At 66.9% G+C, this 19375-nt stretch carries 16 protein-coding genes; 7 read left to right on the plus strand and 9 right to left on the minus strand.

Features of this window, described 5'->3' with window-relative positions:
* Nucleotides 1-49: 49 nt before the first annotated feature.
* From FB461_RS06865 to nagB, 5 genes are all read right to left on the minus strand, one after another.
* Nucleotides 50-937 carry a biotin--[acetyl-CoA-carboxylase] ligase gene (locus FB461_RS06865; protein WP_142120137.1) on the minus strand — a complete coding sequence of 296 codons (888 nt, stop codon included), beginning with the start codon at nt 935-937 and terminating at the stop codon, nt 50-52.
* Nucleotides 938-955: 18 nt separating this feature from the next.
* A complete protein-coding gene (locus FB461_RS06870; RefSeq protein ID WP_142120139.1) occupies nt 956-1813 on the minus strand; it encodes an ABC transporter permease in 858 nt (285 codons plus the stop codon).
* Nucleotides 1810-2778 carry an ATP-binding cassette domain-containing protein gene (locus tag FB461_RS06875; RefSeq protein ID WP_142120140.1) on the minus strand — a complete coding sequence of 323 codons (969 nt, stop codon included), beginning with the start codon at nt 2776-2778 and terminating at the stop codon, nt 1810-1812. The genes FB461_RS06870 and FB461_RS06875 overlap by 4 nt, the downstream gene beginning before the upstream one ends.
* Nucleotides 2779-2849: 71 nt before the next feature.
* Nucleotides 2850-4010, minus strand: coding sequence for an N-acetylglucosamine-6-phosphate deacetylase (nagA, locus tag FB461_RS06880; RefSeq protein ID WP_142120142.1), 1161 nt, complete (start codon nt 4008-4010; stop codon nt 2850-2852).
* A gap of 6 nt (nt 4011-4016) precedes the next feature.
* Nucleotides 4017-4808 carry a glucosamine-6-phosphate deaminase gene (gene nagB, locus FB461_RS06885; RefSeq protein WP_142120144.1) on the minus strand — a complete coding sequence of 264 codons (792 nt, stop codon included), beginning with the start codon at nt 4806-4808 and terminating at the stop codon, nt 4017-4019.
* A 164-nt stretch (nt 4809-4972) separates the two neighbouring features.
* Here nagB and FB461_RS06890 point away from each other — a divergent pair, with 164 nt between their 5' ends.
* The 6 genes from FB461_RS06890 to FB461_RS06915 all read left to right on the plus strand — a co-directional run bounded on the left by FB461_RS06890 (nt 4973) and on the right by FB461_RS06915 (nt 11941).
* Nucleotides 4973-6163: an ROK family transcriptional regulator gene (locus FB461_RS06890; RefSeq protein WP_142120146.1), complete on the plus strand. Its 1191-nt coding sequence runs from the start codon at nt 4973-4975 to the stop codon at nt 6161-6163.
* Between the two features lie 63 nt (nt 6164-6226).
* A complete protein-coding gene (locus tag FB461_RS06895) occupies nt 6227-7609 on the plus strand; it encodes an extracellular solute-binding protein (RefSeq protein ID WP_142120148.1) in 1383 nt (460 codons plus the stop codon).
* 192 nt (nt 7610-7801) lie between these two features.
* Nucleotides 7802-8638 (plus strand): carbohydrate ABC transporter permease, encoded by an 837-nt coding sequence (locus FB461_RS06900; protein WP_142120873.1) that lies wholly within the window; start codon nt 7802-7804, stop codon nt 8636-8638.
* The gene (locus FB461_RS06905) at nt 8635-9579 is read left to right on the plus strand and encodes a carbohydrate ABC transporter permease (RefSeq protein WP_142120150.1); all 945 of its coding nucleotides are present in this window, start codon (nt 8635-8637) and stop codon (nt 9577-9579) included. Before FB461_RS06900 ends, FB461_RS06905 begins: the two co-directional genes overlap by 4 nt.
* On the plus strand, nt 9576-11045 hold the full coding sequence (locus FB461_RS06910) for a glycoside hydrolase family 3 N-terminal domain-containing protein (RefSeq protein WP_142120152.1): 1470 nt from the start codon (nt 9576-9578) through the stop codon (nt 11043-11045). Before FB461_RS06905 ends, FB461_RS06910 begins: the two co-directional genes overlap by 4 nt.
* Nucleotides 11042-11941 (plus strand): ROK family protein, encoded by a 900-nt coding sequence (locus FB461_RS06915; protein WP_342776118.1) that lies wholly within the window; start codon nt 11042-11044, stop codon nt 11939-11941. The genes FB461_RS06910 and FB461_RS06915 overlap by 4 nt, the downstream gene beginning before the upstream one ends.
* 123 nt (nt 11942-12064) lie before the next feature.
* Here FB461_RS06915 and FB461_RS06920 read toward each other — a convergent pair whose 3' ends face one another.
* Together FB461_RS06920 and FB461_RS06925 are read right to left on the minus strand one after the other, a co-directional pair.
* On the minus strand, nt 12065-13186 hold the full coding sequence (locus tag FB461_RS06920; protein WP_170222642.1) for a D-alanine--D-alanine ligase family protein: 1122 nt from the start codon (nt 13184-13186) through the stop codon (nt 12065-12067).
* A gap of 137 nt (nt 13187-13323) precedes the next feature.
* The gene (locus tag FB461_RS06925; RefSeq protein WP_170222643.1) at nt 13324-15675 is read right to left on the minus strand and encodes an RCC1 domain-containing protein; all 2352 of its coding nucleotides are present in this window, start codon (nt 15673-15675) and stop codon (nt 13324-13326) included.
* Between the two features lie 423 nt (nt 15676-16098).
* Here FB461_RS06925 and FB461_RS06930 point away from each other — a divergent pair, with 423 nt between their 5' ends.
* A complete protein-coding gene (locus FB461_RS06930) occupies nt 16099-17232 on the plus strand; it encodes a trans-sulfuration enzyme family protein (RefSeq protein WP_142120155.1) in 1134 nt (377 codons plus the stop codon).
* Between the two features lie 407 nt (nt 17233-17639).
* Here FB461_RS06930 and FB461_RS06935 read toward each other — a convergent pair whose 3' ends face one another.
* Complete coding sequence (locus FB461_RS06935) at nt 17640-18638, minus strand: NAD(P)H-dependent glycerol-3-phosphate dehydrogenase (RefSeq protein ID WP_142120157.1); 999 nt, start codon at nt 18636-18638, stop codon at nt 17640-17642.
* Nucleotides 18635-19375, minus strand: coding sequence for a lysophospholipid acyltransferase family protein (locus FB461_RS06940; RefSeq protein WP_142120159.1), 741 nt, complete (start codon nt 19373-19375; stop codon nt 18635-18637). The genes FB461_RS06935 and FB461_RS06940 overlap by 4 nt, the downstream gene beginning before the upstream one ends.

The raw sequence follows: 19375 nt of genomic DNA on the forward strand, positions 1-19375 counted from the left end.
GTGATCCAGATCACGAACGGACTGGGCGCGCCGAAACCCGGATAGGGCGTCATCGCAAGTGGTGGACGTCGCCCTCGTACACGGTGCGAATCGCCCCGTCGGGCAGCCGAATCGCCAGCTCACCCGCGGGCCCGAGCCCGATGGCCCGCCCCGCCAGCGGTTCGCCTCCCACCGCCTCGATTCGGACGTACTGCCCAAGGGTCAGCGTCTCGGCCGCAAGCAGGTCGAGCACGGGATCCGTGCCGAATTCGCGCGCCGTCCCGAGGAGATCGAGTAGCCGGCCGATCACCCCCACTGCGAGCGAGGTCCGGTCGGCGCGGCGCGGCGAGGCAGCCCCGGGCGTGACCTCCATGGCCGCGTCGAGCGATGTCGCATGATGGACGGGCAATTCGGCCTGCGCCTGGTGCACGTTGAGGCCGATGCCGACAACCGCGATGGCGGAATCGCGCGGCCGACCCGGAGCCAACTGCACCAGGATGCCCGCGACCTTGCGCCAGCGGCCGAACGACGGCGTATCGGCGGCGTACGCGGGCTGGATCAGGACATCGTTGGGCCACTTGAGCCCGGTGGGCAGCGCGGTCGCCTCGCGGACCGCCCCGCAGGTCGCCAGACCGGCGATCAGCGGCAGCAGGGTGGGTGGGAGACCGGATGGAACGGGCACGGCGACCGATGCGGTCAGCGCGACGCGCGGAGGCGTGACCCAGGTGCGGTCGTGCCTGCCGCGCCCGGCGAACTGGTGCTCGGCGATCAACGCGCAGGGGGCGATCCAGCCGCTGCCCTCCGCGGCGATCCCGGCGAGCAGGATCGCATTCGTGGACGAGGCCTCCGCCGCCACCTCGAGCCGCGTCAGTGGAGTGCCCGCCGCCTCGAGTGCCGTCAGAAGTCGTTCGGCTTCGATCGCGGCGAACTCGCTGCCGGTGGCGCTGGGATCGGTCATGGTCCTTATCGTGGCAGGTCAGCGGACGTCGCGATAGCGCCACATGGACAGGGTGCCGAACACCGCGACGAGCGCGGCGGACCAGATCAGGACGAGCCACACATGGTCACCCACCGGCGTGCCGCCCATGACCGCCCGCACTGAGCTGACCAGGTGGGAGACGGGGTTGACGTTGACGAAGGCCTGCAGCCAGCCGGGCATCGTGGCGGGGTCGACGAAGATGTTCGAGCCGAACGTCAGCGGCGTGATGATCATCATCGACACGCCCATGACGGCGTTGGATGTGCGCAGCAGCAACGACAGGAACGTCCAGATCCACCCCAGCGAGAATGCGAAGATCAGGATCAGCAGCACGCCGATGACCACTCCTGCGAATCCGCCGCCGCGCCGCCAACCGAGCGCAAGGCCCAGCAAGGACGTGACGGCGGCGGAGATGGTGAAGCGGACCGCGTCGCCCAGCAGCATGCCCACCAAAGCGGCGGGTCGCCAGACCGGGAGGGAGCGGAACCGATCGAAGACGCCCTTTTCGACATCGGTGCGTAGCGTGGTGCCGGTGTACATCGTGATCATGATGACGCCCTGGACCATGATCCCCGGGAGGAGGAACTGGATGTACGCGCCTGTTGAGCCCGCGAGTGCCCCGCCGAACAGGAAGGTGAACAACAGGGTGAACATGATCGGGAACACCGTCACGTCGAAGAGCTGCTCGGGGACGTGCTTGATCTTCAGCAGGGCCCGGCGGCCGAAGATGAGGGATGCCCGGAAGGGACCCGCTGGTTCGGGTCGGATTCCGGCGGCGAGCACGTTGGCGATGGCTGCCTGGCTGGGCGCCGAGGCGACCTGCGCCTCGTCGTCGACGGCACTTTCGGCGCTCATGCTGCGTCCTCCTGGTCAGCGTCCTTCGCCGTCGCGTGGCCGGTGAGGGTGAGGAACACCTCGTCGAGGGTCGGCTGGCCGAACGCGAACTCGGCGATCTGGATGCCCGAGGACTCCAGTGCACCGAGCGCGGCGGACACGCCCCTGTTCTTGCCCACGTTGATGCTCAGCGCATGCGGGTCCGCGGACAGGTCCGGTTGCGCACCGAACTGTTCGGCGAGCAGTTGCTGCGCGCGGTCGCGATCGGCCGGGTCCACCACTCGGACGGTGACCGAACCGGCGCCGACCGATGCCTTGAGCTGCGTTGGCGTACCCTCCGCGATCACCTTGCCGTGATCGATCACGGAGATCGTGTCGGCCAACTGGTCGGCCTCGTCCAAATACTGGGTCGTGAGGATGACCGTGGTTCCCGCGCGCACCATAGCGCGCACGATGTCCCACACCTCGCCGCGGCTGCGCGGGTCGAGACCGGTCGTCGGCTCATCGAGGAACAGCAGTTCGGGGGTCACGACGATGCTCGCAGCGATGTCGATCCGCCGTCGCATTCCCCCCGAGTACTTCTTGACCTGCCGATCGCCGGCGTCGCCCAGGCCGAATGCGTCGAGCAGATCGATGCCGCGGCGGCGCGCTACGGCCCGGTCGAGCCCGGCGAGCGCTCCGAGTATCTCCAGGTTCTCCCGTCCGGTCAGGTCCTCGTCGACCGAGGCGAACTGGCCGGTCATCGAAACCGCGCGCCTCACCCGGCCCGCCTCGCGCACCACATCGTGTCCCAGCACTCGCGCCTGACCGCCGTCGGGCTGCAGGAGCGTCGCAAGGATTCGCATCGTCGTCGTCTTACCCGCGCCGTTCGGGCCCAGGATCCCGTGGACTCCCCCGCGCGCGATCGCCAGGTCGAGCCCGTCCACCGCTCGCGTGGAGCCGAAGATCTTTTCCAGCCCGCGCGCCTCGATTGCAAGTTCAGTCATGTCCGTTTTGTCCTCCTAAAACGACAGTAGCGGAAGGGACGGACACCGGCACTCAGCAAGCCGGGAATCGGCTATTCGACGACGGTCCCGCCAAGGAGGACGGTCCGCACCTGCCCGCTCGGTTCCAGCGCAACCGCGTCCGTGCGCTTGCCGGGGAAAAGGTCCCCGACGTCTTCCCAGCCCATCGCGGCGGCGGGCGTCGTGGCGGTCACGCGGACGGCGGCGAGTAACTCGTTCTCGGTGGCCGCACCGGGTTCAGCGCGAAGCGCGGCGCGGAAGGAATCCGCCATGGTCGTCGTGCTGCCGGCGATCGTGCCCGTCCCTGCGATACGCGCAACGCCCCCGCGCACCTCGACGTCCAGCGCACCGAGCAGGTAGTCCCCGTCGTCGATGCAGGCGGCCGACATGGCATCTGTCACGTACGCGACACGGCCTGGCGCCGCGATCCGGCGGACCCAGGCGACGAGGTCGGGATGAGTGTGCACGCCGTCTGCGATCAGTTCCACGACGACCCGCGGATCGCTCAGCAGTGCGAGGATCGGGCCGGGCTCGCGGTGGCCGAGCGGTCGCATCGCGTTGAACAGGTGCGTGGCCACTGTGGCTCCGGCATCGATGGCCCGGCGGGTCGTGTCGTAGTCGGCGTCGGTGTGTCCGATCGCCACGCGCACGCCCGCCTCGACGAACCGCCCGATGGCCGCGATCGCGCCCGGGAGTTCGGGGGCGAGGGTGACCATGCGAATCGCCCCATCGCCGGCTGTCAGCAGCGCGTCGATCTCGCGCGCATCGGGGTCGCGCAGGAATTGGAGCGGGTGGGCCCCCTTCTTCGCGGGGCTGATCCAGGGGCCTTCCAGGTGAATCCCGCGGATGACGCCCTCGCGCGCCAGATCCGCGAGCATGCGCACGCCTGCCAGGAGTTCCGCGGGGCTCTGGGTGACCTGCGAGGCCATGGTGGTCGTGGTCCCGTTCGTGAGGTGGGCGCTGCGCGCGAGGACCGCGCTGTCGCGATCGCTGCCCGCGTATGTTCCGCCACCGCCGCCGTGAGTGTGGATGTCAACGAACCCCGGCACCAGGGTCGCCCCCGGCAGGTCCAGCAGTTCCGCATCCGCGGCTGGCGGGTCTCCGGTCCCGATTTCGAGGACGAGCCCTCCCTCGCTCACTATCCAGCCAGGCTCGTAGATCGCGTCCGATCCCACGATGCGCGCGGCCCGGATGATGGTTCTCGGCGAGGACATGGCGGACTACCGGTCGCCGGACGGCAGGTTGGTGAGCACGTAGGAATAGTAGTCCCGTAGCCGCAGCCGCGATGCGGCTGCCTCGTCCACGACCACGGTCGCATGTGAATGCAACTGCAGCACGCTGGCGGGGCACATGGCGGACACGGGCCCCTCGACCGCGGCCGCAATCGCTTCTGCCTTACCCACGCCCTGTGCGACGAGCAGCGCCTGGCGGGCATCGAGGATGGTCGCGAGCCCTTGGGTAAGACAGTGGATCGGCACTTGATCGGGGGAATCGAAGAATCGCGCGTTGTCGTCCCGGGTCCGCTTGGCGAGCGTCTTGAGACGCGTGCGCGAGTTCAGGGACGAGGTGGGCTCGTTGAAGCCGATGTGCCCGTTGGCGCCGATGCCGAGCAACTGGACGTCGATGCCCCCGGCGGCGCGGATCTGCTCCTCGTAGCGGGAACACGCGGCCGGGAGATCGTCCGCCAGTCCATCCGGAACGTGCACCCGCCGCGGGTCGAGCGCGAGCGGCTCGGTGACGGTGCGCGTCACCACGCTGTGGTAGCTCTCCGGGTGCGCGTAGTCGAGCCCCACATACTCGTCCAGGGCGAAGGCGCTGACCCCGGTCGTGTCGAGGTGGCCCCGAGAGACGAGTTCGGCGAGCGCCCGGTACGTCCCCAGCGGCGACGAGCCGGTGGCGACGCCGAGTACGGCGCGTTTTCCCGACGCTGCGACCCGGGCGACGACGTCCGAGATCCGGCTGGCCGCGAAGCTTGCCACGTCACCGGGTTGCTCGACGATCACGACTTGCATGGCTCCTCCTCAGGATGGGACGCGGGCCTGGTCGCCCGAATACGTCCACGCCTCGGCAGCACCCGGGCCGTTGCCGACGGATTCTGGCATGATTTCGCATCCGATCCGAAGAACTTTTCGGTTTGGGCTTGCCGACAATTAGTTTGTGCGCTGTACTAACTTACATGACGAAGGTCACACATGACAGCACCCAGTTCGAACTCAGCCCCGTTGACGAGGCTTCCCGCGCGGCCCGTGCGGCGCGGCGCAATCGCCTCAGGACCAAGTCCCTCCCCGGCGACAGCCGCTGGCACAACCGCACCCTGGTTCTGCAAACGCTATATCGCCAGGGACCGATCAGCAGGGCGGACGTTGCCCGCGCGACCAAGCTGACCAAGGCGACGGTCTCCGACCTCGTCTCCGGTTTGATGGTCGAACGCCTGGTTCGCACCCTGGGCACCCAGGAATCGTCCGGGCCCGGAAAACCTGCGGTCCTCATCGACATCGCCCGCCAATCCCACGCCGTCGTCTGCCTGGATCTCAGCGACCACCGCATCCTGCGCGGCGCGGTATTCGACCTCAGTGGCGGGATCCTGCACAGTTCCGAAGTTCCGCTCACTACCGAACGAGGCCGTGAGGCTACGGAGCTCGCGGCACGGCTCGCCAACCAGTTGGCGAGCCACACCACCGTCCCGATCCTCGGCCTGGGCGTCGGCACGCCCGGTGTCGTCGACGATCTGGGCACGGTACGCACCGCACCCAACCTCGGCTGGAAAGACGAGCCGCTTGAGGATCTACTCGAGGAGCTCACCGGGATTCCGACGGTCGTGGCGAACGACGCCAACGCCGCCGCCCTCGCCGAGCACAGCGCCGACGAGGCCAGCGATGACCTCATGCTGATCGCGATCGGCCACGGTCTCGGCTCCGGCATCATCGTCGACGGGCAACTCGTCCCCGGTAGCCGGTTCGCTGCCGGTGAGATCGGCCAAGTCATGGTCGGAACCGACCTCGGCCTCGACGCGCCCTACTCGCGCGACCAGGTGTTGGAGCACTGGCTGTCGGTCCCCAACCTCACGGCGGCGCTCGCGGCGGCCGGGGAGCAGGGCCGCGAAGCGGTCCTGCGGGAGGCCGGTCAGCGGCTCGGGGTGGCGCTTGCGCCCGTGGTCGGCGCCCTCAACCTCACCGAGGTCGTCATCGCGGGACCCGAGGAACTCGTCCAGGGCACACTGACCGACGCGGCCTTGGAGATCGTCCGGCGCCGCACCATGCCCGACTCTCACGACACCCTCACCATCCGCTCAAGCTCGCAAGGCCGCGATCTCGTTCTACGCGGTGCGGCCGCCCTCGTCCTGCAGGACCGACTCGGAGTGAGCTGACGGCCTCTCCGCCCCACAATTGCGACCGGCAGACGCCGGCTACGCACACCGAAAGGAAATCCGATGAAGAAAGTGCTCACGGGCCTCACCGCCCTGGCAGCGGCGTCTGCACTGCTCCTGACCGGCTGCGGATCCGGAGACGAAACCTCGTCCTCCGCGCCGGGCAACACGACCAGCGAATCGCCCGATCCCGGTGCGAACGCGGGCAAGACGATCAAGCTCTGGCTTGCCGGCGGCGACACCAACGACGAACTGCGGGACTACCTCAAGACCACGTTCAACGAAAAGACCGGCGCCACGCTGGTCATCGAGGAGCAGGGCTGGGGCGACCTCGTCACGAAGCTGACGACCTCACTGCCTGACGCGAACAACACTCCCGATGTCGCCGAGATGGGCAACACGCAGTCGCCCACGTTCACGAACGTCGGCGCGTTCCTCGACATCTCCGACATGTACGAGGAACTGGGCGGTGACAAGCTTCTCCAGGGATTCGTCGAGGCCGGCAAGGTCGACGGGAAGAACTACACGCTGCCGTACTACTTCGGCTCCCGCTACGTGTTCTATCGCAAAGACATCTGGAAGGCCGCGGGCGTCGAGGTGCCCACGACGCTGGCCGAGTTCGACTCCGCCGTCGCCACTATCGCCAAGGAGAACCCGAAGAGTATCGACAAGTTCTCGGGCTTCTACCTCGGCGGTCAGGACTGGCGCAACGGTATCTCCTGGATCTTCGCCAATGGCGGTGACATCGCCACGAACGAGGGCGGCACGTGGAAGGCCACCCTCGACTCCCCCGAATCCCTTAAGGGCCTGCAGCAGTTGCAGGAACTGTACAAGAACGCGTCCAACGCGCCGAACGATGCCAAGGACGCCAACCAGTACCAGTTCATCAATGACTCGGACGAGGTCAAGGACGAAGACGGCAAGGTCACCGACAAGCTCTCGCTGTCCGCGGCCACGATCATGGCTCCGGGTTGGGCTCACTGGTCCATCGGCGACCTCGTGACCGGCGATGACGGTCAGCCGGCTCGTGAATGGAACGACGACACGTTCGGCGTATTCGCCCTCCCGGGCGTCGATGGCGGGGCCGCCCCGGTCTTCGCGGGCGGATCCAACATCGGCATCTCGGCCACGTCCAAGGAGCCGGAACTCGCCAAGGAGCTCATGCGGATCATCTTCTCCGCGGAGTACCAGAACATGCTCGGCGCGGCAGGGCTCGGCCCGGCCAACTCCGACTACGTGTCCTCGCTCGGGGACGACCAGTTCGCCCAGGCCCTGATCGAGTCCGCGCAAAACGCAAAGCTCACGCCCGCCGCACCCGGCTGGGCCGCGATCGAGTCGCAGAACATCATGGAGGAGTTCTTCGCCAAGATTCGCGACGCCAAGGACCTCACGGCCCTCGCGCAGGAGTACAACGGCAAGTTGGACGCCCTGCTCAACCTGAAGTAACGCAACACCGCTCGAAGGCCTGGGGTCGCGGCAGCCTCGCCGCGACCCCGGGCCGGGCATCACACGCCCTTCCCGCCCTCACGAGATGAGTCACCAGTGACCACGGCACCCTCGTCTGCCCGCGCACAGCGCTCCCCCAAACGTCGCGGGCGGATCGCACCTTATGTACTGATCACGCCAGCCATCGCGATCATGCTGGTCGCACTCGCCTACCCGATCCTGTGGCAGGTCCGGACGTCGATGCAGAAGTTCGGCCTCGCGCAGCAGTTCGGGAAGCCGCCGGAGTTCGTCTGGTTCAACAACTACGTGGCCCTGTTCACATCCAAGGCGACGTGGCTCGTGGTCGGGCGATCCGTCGCCTTCTGCCTCGTCACCGCCGTCGTCACCATGGTGCTCGCCCTGGCGATCGCGCTACTGATGAAGGCCACGAACAAGGGCGTGCGGCTCACTATGCAGATCGCCCTCCTCCTCGCGTGGGCCACTCCCGTGGTGGCCGCGATGACGATCTGGAACTGGTTCTTCGACTGGCGCAGGGGCCTGGCGAACTGGCTCCTCACCAACCTCGGCTTCGATTTCAACGGTCACAACTGGCTCGAGAATCCGCTGTCATTCTTCTTCGTGGCGATGGTCATCGTGGTGTGGATGTCGGTGCCCTTCGCGGCCTTCTCCATCTACGCCGGGCTGACCCAGGTATCCGGCGAGGTCCTGGAGGCGGCCGCCATCGACGGCGCAACGCCGTGGCAGCGCCTGCGCTACATCATCCTTCCCCTCGTCAAGCCCGTCATGGGTATCGTGATGCTGCTGCAGATCATCTGGGATCTGCGCGTGTTCACGCAGATCAAGCTCCTGCAGGACCGGGGCTCCCTCGCCAGCGAGACCGACGTGCTGGGTACCTATATCTACCAACTCGGCGTCGGATCGTCGGACTTCGCAATGGCCAGCGCCATGTCGATCTTCGTGCTGCTTCTCACCATCGCACTGAGCTGGGCCTACGTGCGCAACCTCGTCAGGGAGGATGAACCCGCATGACCATCGACTCCGCCCTTCTCGGCAGCAACGAGAGCGATATTCCGCTAGGCAGTACGGCCGCGCCGGAGACCTCGTCCGAGAGCCCTGCACTGTCGGCATCGAGGCGAAGCGCGCGCAAGCGCTTCGGCCGATTTGCCCTCGCCGCGCTCGGCATCATCGTCGCGCTACTGTGGGCGTTCCCCGTCTACTGGATGCTGAACTCATCATTCCTGCCTGGCGTCACGTTGGAGCGCACCACCCCGACCCTGGTTCCCTTCGGCGGATCTCTGAACAACTTCCGCGCCGTCCTTCGGGACGGATCGTTCGCATCCGCTCTCGGCATGAGCCTGATCGCCGCCGGCATCGCGGTGGTCGTCTGCCTCATCTTTGCTTTCTTCGCTGCGCTGGCACTCAGCCGCTTCCGGTTCAAGGGGCGGCGCAGTTTCGTCCTGGCCGTCCTGTTCGTGCAGATGCTGCCGGCCGAGGGCATGTTCATCGCTCAGTACAAGCTGCTGGGATCACTCGAGATGCGCAACATCATCGGCGTATCGATCCTCTACATCGCGGCCGTCGTGCCGTTCACGATCTGGATGCTGCGCGGCTTCGTTGCGGGAATTCCGATAGAACTCGAGGAAGCCGCGATGGTAGACGGCCTGAGCCGCACCAGGGCATTCCTCCGGATCACCTTCCCGCTGCTGGCGCCCGGACTCATCGCCTCCGGGGTCTACGCGTTCCTGCAGGCCTGGAACGAGTTCACGATCGCCCTCGTCATCTTGCCCGCCGAGCAAGCGACCCTGCCCCTGTGGCTGCGCACCTTCATCCAGCAGTCGAGCGCGCGGGCCATCGACTGGGGCGAGGTCATGGCCGCGTCCACCCTCGTGGCGGTGCCCGTGATCTTCTTCTTCGTCCTCGTCCAGGGCCGCATGACCTCGGGGCTGGTGTCAGGGGCGGTCAAGGGATGAGCGATCACGCGCTTAGGCGAGACATTCTCGCCACACTCCAGCCAGGATTCACCGGCCACGTGGTCCCCGAATGGGTCATGCAAGGGCTGGCTGACGGCATTGAATCCGTCTGCGTGTACGGCGAAAACGTGCGCGATGCGGAACAGTTGGGCGCGATAGGAAGCGCCCTGCGAGAGGCGGACCGGCCGATCCTGGTCGCCATCGACGAGGAGGGCGGCGACGTTACCCGGCTGCACTATCGCGAGGGATCGCCATATCCGGGCGCTGCCATTCTCGGGCGCATCGATGACGTCGAGTTGACGGCGAGCGTCGCCAGCCAGGTCGCGCGGGACGTCCTAGCCGCCGGATTCAACCTGATCCTCGGGCCCGTGGCCGACGTCAACAGCAATCCGCTTAACCCCGTCATCGGAACGCGGAGCTTCTCGGCGGATCCGCAGATCGCCGCGCGGCACGTGGCCGCCTGGGTGGCGGGCGCTCAGGCCGCGGGCGCCGTTGCATGCGTCAAGCACTTCCCGGGACACGGCGACACGTCCGCCGATTCGCATCTCGGCCTGCCCACGATCTCGGTGCCCGCGAACGAGCTCGCGACACGCGAACTCGTCCCCTTCCGCGCCGCTATCGAGGCTGGCGTGAAGGCCGTCATGACCTCGCACATCGTGGTCCGCGCACTGGACGCCACCGCGCCCGCGACGTTCAGCAGGGCGATCGTGACCGACCTACTTCGCGGCGAACTCGGTTTCACGGGGATCGTCGTATCCGATGCGCTCGACATGCAGGGGGCCAGCGCTGGCATCGGTATTCCGCGCGCCGCGGTGCGCGCGCTCGCGGCCGGCTGCGATCTGCTGTGCCTCGGCACCGGTACCACCCCCGCCCTCGTGGACGAGATCGCCGCCGAGATCGAGGCCGCCATCGAGCGCGGCGGCCTGACCTTGGGGCGGGTCAGCGAGGCCGCGGCGCGCGTGCGGGCGACGATAGCCGAGCTACCGACCGGCATTGGCGAGGAGGAGGTCTCCGCCGGACCGGACGTTGAGCAGGTCATCGAAGCCTTCGACGGTGTGGACGCCGCCGGGGAATGGATCGCGCGTCATCGCGAGGCGTGGATAGTCCGCGCCGACAGTGAGGCCAACATGGCCGTGGGCGATGCGCCGTGGGGACCTTTCACCCCCGATAGCCGCCGTGGCTGGCTGTCCGAGCGCCCGCTCACGTCGGTCGATGCCGAGGCATCGTCCCCCTGGCAGTTCGATGAGCGGCCCCCGGCCGCCATCGTGATCGGACGCGGGATCACTCGTCCTGGAGCCGCCGCCGACCGACTACGCGAGCTCACGGCGAGCGGAATCCCGACCCTGGTCGTCGAGATGGGCTGGCCATCGGTCTTCGCGGATGCGCCCGTACTCGCCACCTACGGCGCCTCCAGGCTTGTCGGGGATGCACTGATCCACCTGCTCGAAGCGGAGGCGGTCATATGATGCGCGTCGGTATCGATATCGGCGGAACCAAGACGCAGGCGGTCGCCCTCGCCGACTCGGGCGAGATCGCCGCGAGCGTAACGCTGCCCACCATGCGCGGCGAGGATGCCGTCCTGGCGACGACCACCTCGTCAGTCGTGGCGCTGGCCGCCACGGCCGGACGCGAACTGGGGGAATTCTCGTCCATCGGAATCGGCATCCCCGGCCACGTCGACCGCGTCGGCGGGCGAGTGCGCAACGCGGTGAACCTCGGAGTGCGCTCGCTCGAACTCGGACCCGCGCTGCGGGAGCGGTTCGGTATCCCGGTTGAGATCGACAACGACGTGACCGCCGCAGCCGCCGGAGCCGCGCACCTCATGTCACTGTCCGGCACCGTCGCGTTCCTCAACCTGGGGACGGGATTGGCGGCGGGCATCGTCGTGGATGGTGTTGCGTGGCGCGGGCAGGCGGGCGCAGCTGGCGAGATCGGCCACCTGCCCGTAGACCCGCATGGGTTGGAGTGCCCCTGTGGGCAGAGGGGTTGCCTGGAGACTATTGCCAGCGGCGCCGGATTGCGCCGGGCGTGGCCCGCCGGCGGGGCCCACCCCGGGCGCGGGCTCGTGCGGGCCATGGAGTCGGGGGATGCCGACGCGCGGCGCGCGTTCGAGGGGCTCGTCAGCGGCGCGGCGGGCTGCGTGCGGATTCTCGCACTCAGCATCGACCCGCAGACCATCGTGATCGGGGGCGGCCTCAGCCGGCTCGGCGAACCCCTGCGGCAGGCCCTCGGGGCCACGCTCCGCGAATGGTCGGGGACGTCGCCGTTCATCGCGGACCTCAAGCTGCCCGAGAGGGTGCAGTTCCTGCCGGAGAACACCCCGGCAGCGGCAGTTGGGGCGGCGCTCGTCAGTCGGACGTGAGGAGCGGCCGGGTCAATCCGGTGTCGACCGTCAACGACCATCTGGCGGGCGGTGCGGGTTAAGCACTGCTGGATTGTTCAGTGGCGCGCTAGCAAGTGGTGCGTTGATGACCGACGAGAGCGGCTACCGGAGTCCGAGCGGGCGCTCCAGCGCGAGGGTGAGCAGTTCGTCGATGAGCGAGGCGTAGTCGAGTCCCGAGGATTCCCACATTCGCGGGTACATGGAGAACGGCGTGAAGCCGGGCATCGTGTTGATCTCGTTGACGATCACGTCGCCGGCCTCGGTCACGAACACGTCGACGCGGCTCAGGCCCTCGCCCGCGAAGGCGTCGAAGGTCTTGACGGCGTAGTCGCGCACGCGCTGCGTGACATCGGCGGGAAGGTTGGCCGGGCACGACAACTGGACGCTGGCCTCATCGAGGTACTTTGCCTCGAAGTCGTAAAAGGTGTGGGTGCCGCCGCTGACGACGATCTCCCCGGGCGAGGACGCCCGCGTCGGCTGGCCTGCCCGCCCCTGCAGGACCGCGCACTCGATCTCCCGGCCGGTGATCGCGGCCTCGACGATGATCCGCGGATCGTGCCTGCGCGCCTCCGCGATGGCGGCGGGTAGGTCGGCGAGGCTGGTCACGCGGCTGATTCCCAGGGACGAGCCCGCCCGTGCCGGCTTGATGAACAGCGGCAGCCCCAGCGGTTCGACCCGCTTGAGCAGAGTCTGCGCATCCCGATCCCATTCGCTCGCGGTGAAGAACTCGTAGGCGCCGATCGGGATGCCCGCCCCGGCGAGCACCAGTTTCATGAAGTGCTTGTCCATACCGACCGCGCTCGCGAGGACACCCGCGCCGACGTAGCGGATGTCGGCGAGTTCGAGCAGCCCCTGTAGGGTTCCGTCCTCGCCGAACGGGCCGTGCAGCAGCGGGAAGACGACGTCGATGTGGCCGAGCGATCGCACTGGCTGACCCGGGGTCACGACGCGCGCCTCGGAGGTGCCGACGTCGAGCGACAGCGTGACCTCGCCGCCTCCGTTGTCCGTCACCTCGGGCAGTTTCCCGTCGATGATCTCCCACGCGGCGGGATCCTCGTCCGCCTCGACCCACTTACCCTGCCGGGTGATGCCCACGGGCACGACCTCGTATTTGGCGCGGTCGATGGCGCGCATCACGCCGGCGGCGGTGGCGCAGGAGATCGAGTGCTCGCCGGAGCGTCCCCCGAAGAGGATCATGACGCGGATTTTGGGCGAAGAAGACATCGGTTAGATCGTACTCGCCTGGCGTCGCCTGATGCGACCACACGACCGTGTGCCGATACGCCTCTGCCTACGGACGTCGATGATGCACACCTGGACGCATCCAAACCCCAAACTGGCAGGAATACGGGCCCGGCTGGTCAGCGCGCCTTCGGCTTTGCCTTGACGACTCGTAGTTTGAGTGATTTCTTCGCGCTGGCGGCTTTCGCTGTCCGTGAGCCGCTGAACTTCGTGGTGATCCTGTAACCGCCCTTGCGAAGTTTCGGAAGCATGATGGTCAGCCGGCCGTTGTTCTTGACTCTAAGTCTCTTGGTGACTTTCTTCTTCCCGACCTTGACCGTGATCGTGCCTGTGGGACGCGTCGCGTTCTTGGTCTGGACGCGGATGATGACGTGTGCCCGAGTACGAGTGGTCACGGTCTTTCGCTTCAGCTTGGCCGTGACTCTAGCGGTCGCCTTTACAACGTTGCCACTGTTGTTGCCGGGCTGAGTCGGTGTGCCGCCAGCCTTGTCCGACCCACCGCCGGCTGACGGCTGACCTGGTGGTCTAATCGGAGGTATGGTGGCCGGATCAATGGAGATCGTGAATCCCGCGGATGCTGAGTCGAGAACGTTCGTCGCAGTCACGGTGAAGGCGTACGTTCCCGCATTCGTGGGGGTTCCGACGATCCTGCGGTCTGGAGTCAACGCGAGCCCTGGCGGGAGTTGCCCGGCCGTGATTGCGAGGGTGGGCTGCGGCGTCCCACTCACGACCAATGGCGAGTCGTACGCTGTGCCGACCTGACCTGAGGCGAGTGTGGCTGCTTGGATTGCGGGAGTTTGGAGCCCATCGGCGACGATTGCGAGGGCGTGATACGCACCACCCGACACGGCGGTCACGAATTTTCCCTGGATCCCATCCGTCCCATCCGTTTGCCCGAACTGGTTGGCGCCCCATGCCGTAACCCGACCATCGGACGTCAGCGCGTAGGAGGACGATGCCCCCGCGGCTACGGAATTCACCGCCGTGGCATTCAGGGACGTCGGCACGTCCGTTTGCCCGAAGTTGTCCGCTCCCCACGCCGTGACGTGGCCATCGGACGTCAGAGCTAGGGCGTGGAGGTCGCCAGCCGCGATAGCGATCACGGTCTTCCCCGTGAGGGAGCCGGGCACCTCAAGATTCGCCGCGCTATCGCCCCAGCTGAGAACTCGTCCATCGGTAGTTAAAGCGAGCGAGAAATCCTGGCCCGCCGCAACAGCGACAACGGATTCATCCGCCAGTTCTGCGGGCGGCACTGCGTTGTCGCCAGCGACGCCGTATCCCCAGGTCGTCACCTTGCCGTCCATTGTCACTGCGAGCGAATGGTCCTCTCCCGCGGCTATCGCGGTAACGATCTTGCCATCCAGGGACGCTGGTACATCGATCTGAGGCCCGCCCTTCGCGCCCCACGCGATGACTTTTCCGTCCGATGTCAGAGCGAGCGAGAACCAACCACCCGCCGCTATCGCACTCACTTCCTTGCCGTCTAGGGACTCCGGTACGTCGGTTTGCCCGGCGAAGTCAGAGCCCCACGCGTGGACTTTACCGTCGGAGGTTAACGCCAGCGAGTGAAAATACGCGGCGGAGATTGCCGTCACGGTCTTGCCCGCGAGTGAGGCAGGGACGTCCGCCTGACCGTTGAAATCTGCACCCCATGCGGTGAGCTTCCCAGCGGAAGACAGTGCCATGGAGCCCCGAGGACCAGCGGCAATGACACTGACATGCGAACCGTTCAATCCGGCAGGCACTGCCGTCTGGCCATAGTCGTTATCGCCCCAGGCGATAACATCCCCATCGGAGGTCAACACCAGGGAGTGATCGCCACTGGCCGCGATACCGCTGATCGTCACGTGCTCAAGTGACGGCGGAACGCTCGATTGCCCCTTAGCGTCACTGCCCCACGCCATCACTTCCCCATCGGAGGTCAACACCAGGGAGTGATCGACGCCTGCAGCGACCGCAGTGATGGTCTTGCCACCCAGGGTCTCTGCGACGTCTGCTATGCCGTCGACGATCCAACCCCACGATACGATCTCCCCGCTGTCCAGGAGCGCCATCGAATGGTCGCCCCCGGCCGCCACTGCCGTCACGGTTCGCCCAGTGAGCGCTGGAGGTGTCTCTGTCTGAGAGCCCCAGGCGATTACGTGACCGTCCGAGGTCAGCGCGAGGGAATGCGCTTCGCCTGCGGCAACAGCCACGACGGACGTAGTTGCCAATGATTGCGGGACGTCGATCTGACCCGCCGAATCGTCACCCCAGGCAGTAACCTGGCCGTTCGCCGTCAATGCCAGCGAGTACCAATCACCCGCAGCGACCGCGATTACCGTTTCGCCGGTGAGTTCCGCGGGCACGTCCGTCTGCCCGTAGCGGTTGTCGCCCCACGCGACGATGCTGCCATCCGCACGAAGCGCCAGATAGTGCCTTAAACCCGCCGCTACAGAGATGAACTCGCCCGATCGAACGGTGGCGGGCATGCCACCAAACGGCACCACACGACCACCGAGTATTGACGAGGCGTCCTTCACTTCGGGTGAGATAGCTGTTGTTGCCTGCACAGGGGTTGCCACGGCCCACAAGAGTGCCAACGCACTGACGAACGCGACCAGGTACGTCCGGAACGGAGGGTCTACGGCGCGACGAAGACGCACTCCCGCGGGATTGTGATGAAGGTTCACCATGGTGCATCCGATCGGCATCGATGACATTGCCTGAACACAAGCAACTGTAGTCCTTAGGATATAAAGACTCGCGGGCAGCCAAAAGCGAAGGTCGGCACCAATACATTCGCGGATCCAATGTCGTTCCCGATTGGCGCCGACTCCATCTCATGCGGCCCTGTCGTTCCGACTCGTGGTCACGACGTTCTGCCGGTTCGTCTGCGGCGTTAGATTGGTCCTATGACTGAACGCGAGCTTGATCCATCGACGATCGTCGTGAGCGCAGGCAGGCCGGACGCGACTCCGGGCGCCCCCGTGAATCCGCCGGTAGTCCTGAGTTCTACCTATGTCTCGACGGGCACGCCGTCGAGCGACGAGTTGCTGTACACGCGGTGGGACACCGAGACGTGGCATCCCTTCGAGCAGGCCGTCGCCGAACTCGAACGCGCCGATCTCCCCGGGCTAGTGTTCTCCTCCGGCATGGCGGCGATCTCGGCCGTCATCTCGCTCGTGCCGGATGGCGGCACGATCGTGGTGCCGCGCCACGCCTACCACGCCACGCTCATCCTCGCCGAGGAACTCGCGCAGCGGCACGGGGTGACCGTGCGCCAGGTCGATGTGGATGACACCGAGCAGGTGGCCACGGCGGTGGTTGGCGCGGACCTCGTCTGGATCGAATCGCCCACCAACCCGATGCTGGAGGTGGCGGATCTGCCCGTGATCATCGAGGCCGCGCACGCCGCCGGGGCGCTGGTCGCCGTCGACAACACCTTCGCCACCCCGCTGGTCCAGCGCCCGCTCGAATTCGGCGCGGACGTCGTTGTCCACTCGGTCACCAAGTACCTGGCCGGTCACTCGGACGTGGTGCTCGGATTGGCCCTCACAAGCGACAGCGCACTGCGCGAACGGCTGTGGCATCACCGCACGCACCACGGCGCGATCGCCGGGCCGTGGGAGGTGTGGCTCGCCCTGCGCGGCCTGCGTACCCTGGCCCTGCGCGTCGAGCGCGCGCAGGAGAACGCCCGCGAACTGGCGTTGCGCCTGCAATCGCATGCGAACGTCGTGGAAGTCCGTCACCCGTCCCTGCCCGGCGATGCGGGGCACGAGGTTGCCACCAGAATCATGCGCGGCTACGGCTCGGTGATCGGTCTGCGGCCGCGCGGCGGGGCTACCGGGGCGGATGCGCTAATCGATGCGCTGAAGGTCTGGATTCCGGCCACCTCGCTCGGCGGGGTCGAGTCCACGCTGGAGCGCCGCCGCCGCTTCACCTCCGAATCCCCCACCGTGCCCGAGGACTTCATCCGAATGTCCGTGGGCATCGAGCACGTCGAGGACCTCTGGGCCGACCTGGCGCAAGGGCTGGATGGGCTCTAGGGCTGGACCGGCTCTAGGGCGCAGGAAACCCGGCTGCCCCCATAAAATGCCAAACTAGCGGGCGGGAAACTCACTACTCCGTGCCGGGTTAAGCGACCGATCCGCATCGCGTGCGGGATTTTCATTCGAATGCGGCCTCTCAAACCGCGGCATACGAACGAAACCCGAGCAAACGATGATCGAGAGTCAGCGAAAGACCACGGTGCGGAATTCATCCGATCGCACGAGTGATCCACTTTTCCGCATCACGCAACTTTGATGCGGAAAAGCGCATCCTTATGAAGCATCGCGTGCGCGGTTTTCGTTCGGATGCGGTCACCTAAACCGCAGCATCCGAACACAAACCGAGCAAACGATGGCGCGGCCCCGGATCGGCGCCAGTGACAGTGACAGTGACAGTGGCGCCGCTAGAGCCCTTCGGTCTTGCGGGGCCGGCTCAGCAACTTCGATGCCATCTCGGTGACCGACTGCCCCTCGTGCAACACGCCCACCACGGCCTCGGTGATCGGCATCTCGACGCCAACAGTGCGAGCCAGCGCGAGCACCGATCGGGAAGATTTCACCGCCTCGGCGGTTCCGCGAGTCGCGACGATGGCCTCGTCCAACGTCTTACCCTGCCCGATGTGCCGCCCGAGCGTGTGGTTGCGCGACGACGGGGAGGCGCAGGTGGCGACCAGGTCGCCCATGCCTGCCAGGCCAGCGAAGGTCTCGGCCTGGGCGCCGAGCGCGAGCCCGAGCCGCGTGATCTCGACCAGGCCGCGCGTGATGACCGTCGCGGTCGTGTTGTAGCCCATCCCCTGGCCCTGGGCGATGCCCACGGCCAGCGCGATGATGTTCTTGACCGCGCCGCACAGCTCGACCCCGACGACATCGGGATTCGTGTAGGGGCGGAAGTAGTCGCACGAGCAGGCCTCGGCCACGAGGGCCGCGGTCGCCTCGTCGGTGGACGAGACCACCGTCGCCGTCGGCTGATGCGCCGCGATCTCGCCCGCGAGGTTCGGACCGGACACGACGGCGACGCGACTCAGCGGGATGCCCAGCGCCTCCGCGACAACATCGCTCATGCGCTTGTCCGTGCCGAGCTCGACGCCCTTCATCAGGGACACGGCGACCGCATCAGGATCGAGGTACTCCGCGAGCGGTTCGAGCACCGCACGCGCGCTCTGCGAGGGGATCGCGACGACCACGATCTTGGCGCCCGAGAGCGCGTCGCGCGCGCTCGTCGTCCCGCTCACCCCCGCCGGCAGCGTGATGCCGGGCAGGTACTTGTCGTTGCGGCGCATCGTCGTGATCTGCTCGGCCACGATCTCATCGCGCCCCCAGAGACGAACCCGGCAGCCGGAATCGGCCAGCACCGCCGAGAACGTGGTTCCCCACGCGCCCGACCCGAGAACTGCAGCAATCATTGCTTCTCCTTGGACGAGTTCTTCGCCGAGCCGGGACTGTACAACTGCTCGGGAGCCGTCTCGCCGCGCAGATCGGCGACGCCATCCGCGATCGCGCGCATGATGCGTGACGTCGCCTCCTGCAGCACACTCGCGGTGATCGGCTGGTCGCGCAGGTCATCGAGGTTGACCGGCTGGCCGGTGTGCACCTGGACCGTCTTACGCGGGATCAGCCGCAGCAGTTTGCCGTGCTGTTTGAAGATCCGCTGCACGCCCCACTGCGAGATCGGGATGACCGGCGCGCCGGACGTGAGCGCGAGGCGCGCCACGCCAGTCTTGCCCGCCATCGGCCACAGTTCGGGGTCCTTGGTGAGGGTCCCCTCGGGGAAGATCAGCACCGTTTCGCCCGCCTCGAGCGCGTTCTGCGCCGCCACGAGGGAGTCGGACGAGTTCCGCGTTCCGCGCGAGACCGGAATCATCTTCGTGCCGCGTAGGAAGGCCCCGAGCAACGGCACCTTCCACAGTGAGTCCTTGGCCATGATCTTGGGCGCAACGCCGTGATCGTGTAGGTAGTGCGTGGTCGTCACCGGGTCGAAGCCACTCATGTGGTTCGCCGCGGCAATGAAGCCACCGGACTTGGGGATGTTCTCGCCGCCGGTCCACTCACGCTTGGTGAGCGCCATGAGCCCTGGTCGCAGGAGTGCGACCAGGGCACGGTATGTTGGCGTGATCCCTCGTACAGGTCGAGTTCTCGGCAT

The sequence above is a fragment of the Rarobacter faecitabidus genome, from assembly GCF_006716265.1.
GTDB lineage: Bacteria > Actinomycetota > Actinomycetes > Actinomycetales > Cellulomonadaceae > Rarobacter > Rarobacter faecitabidus.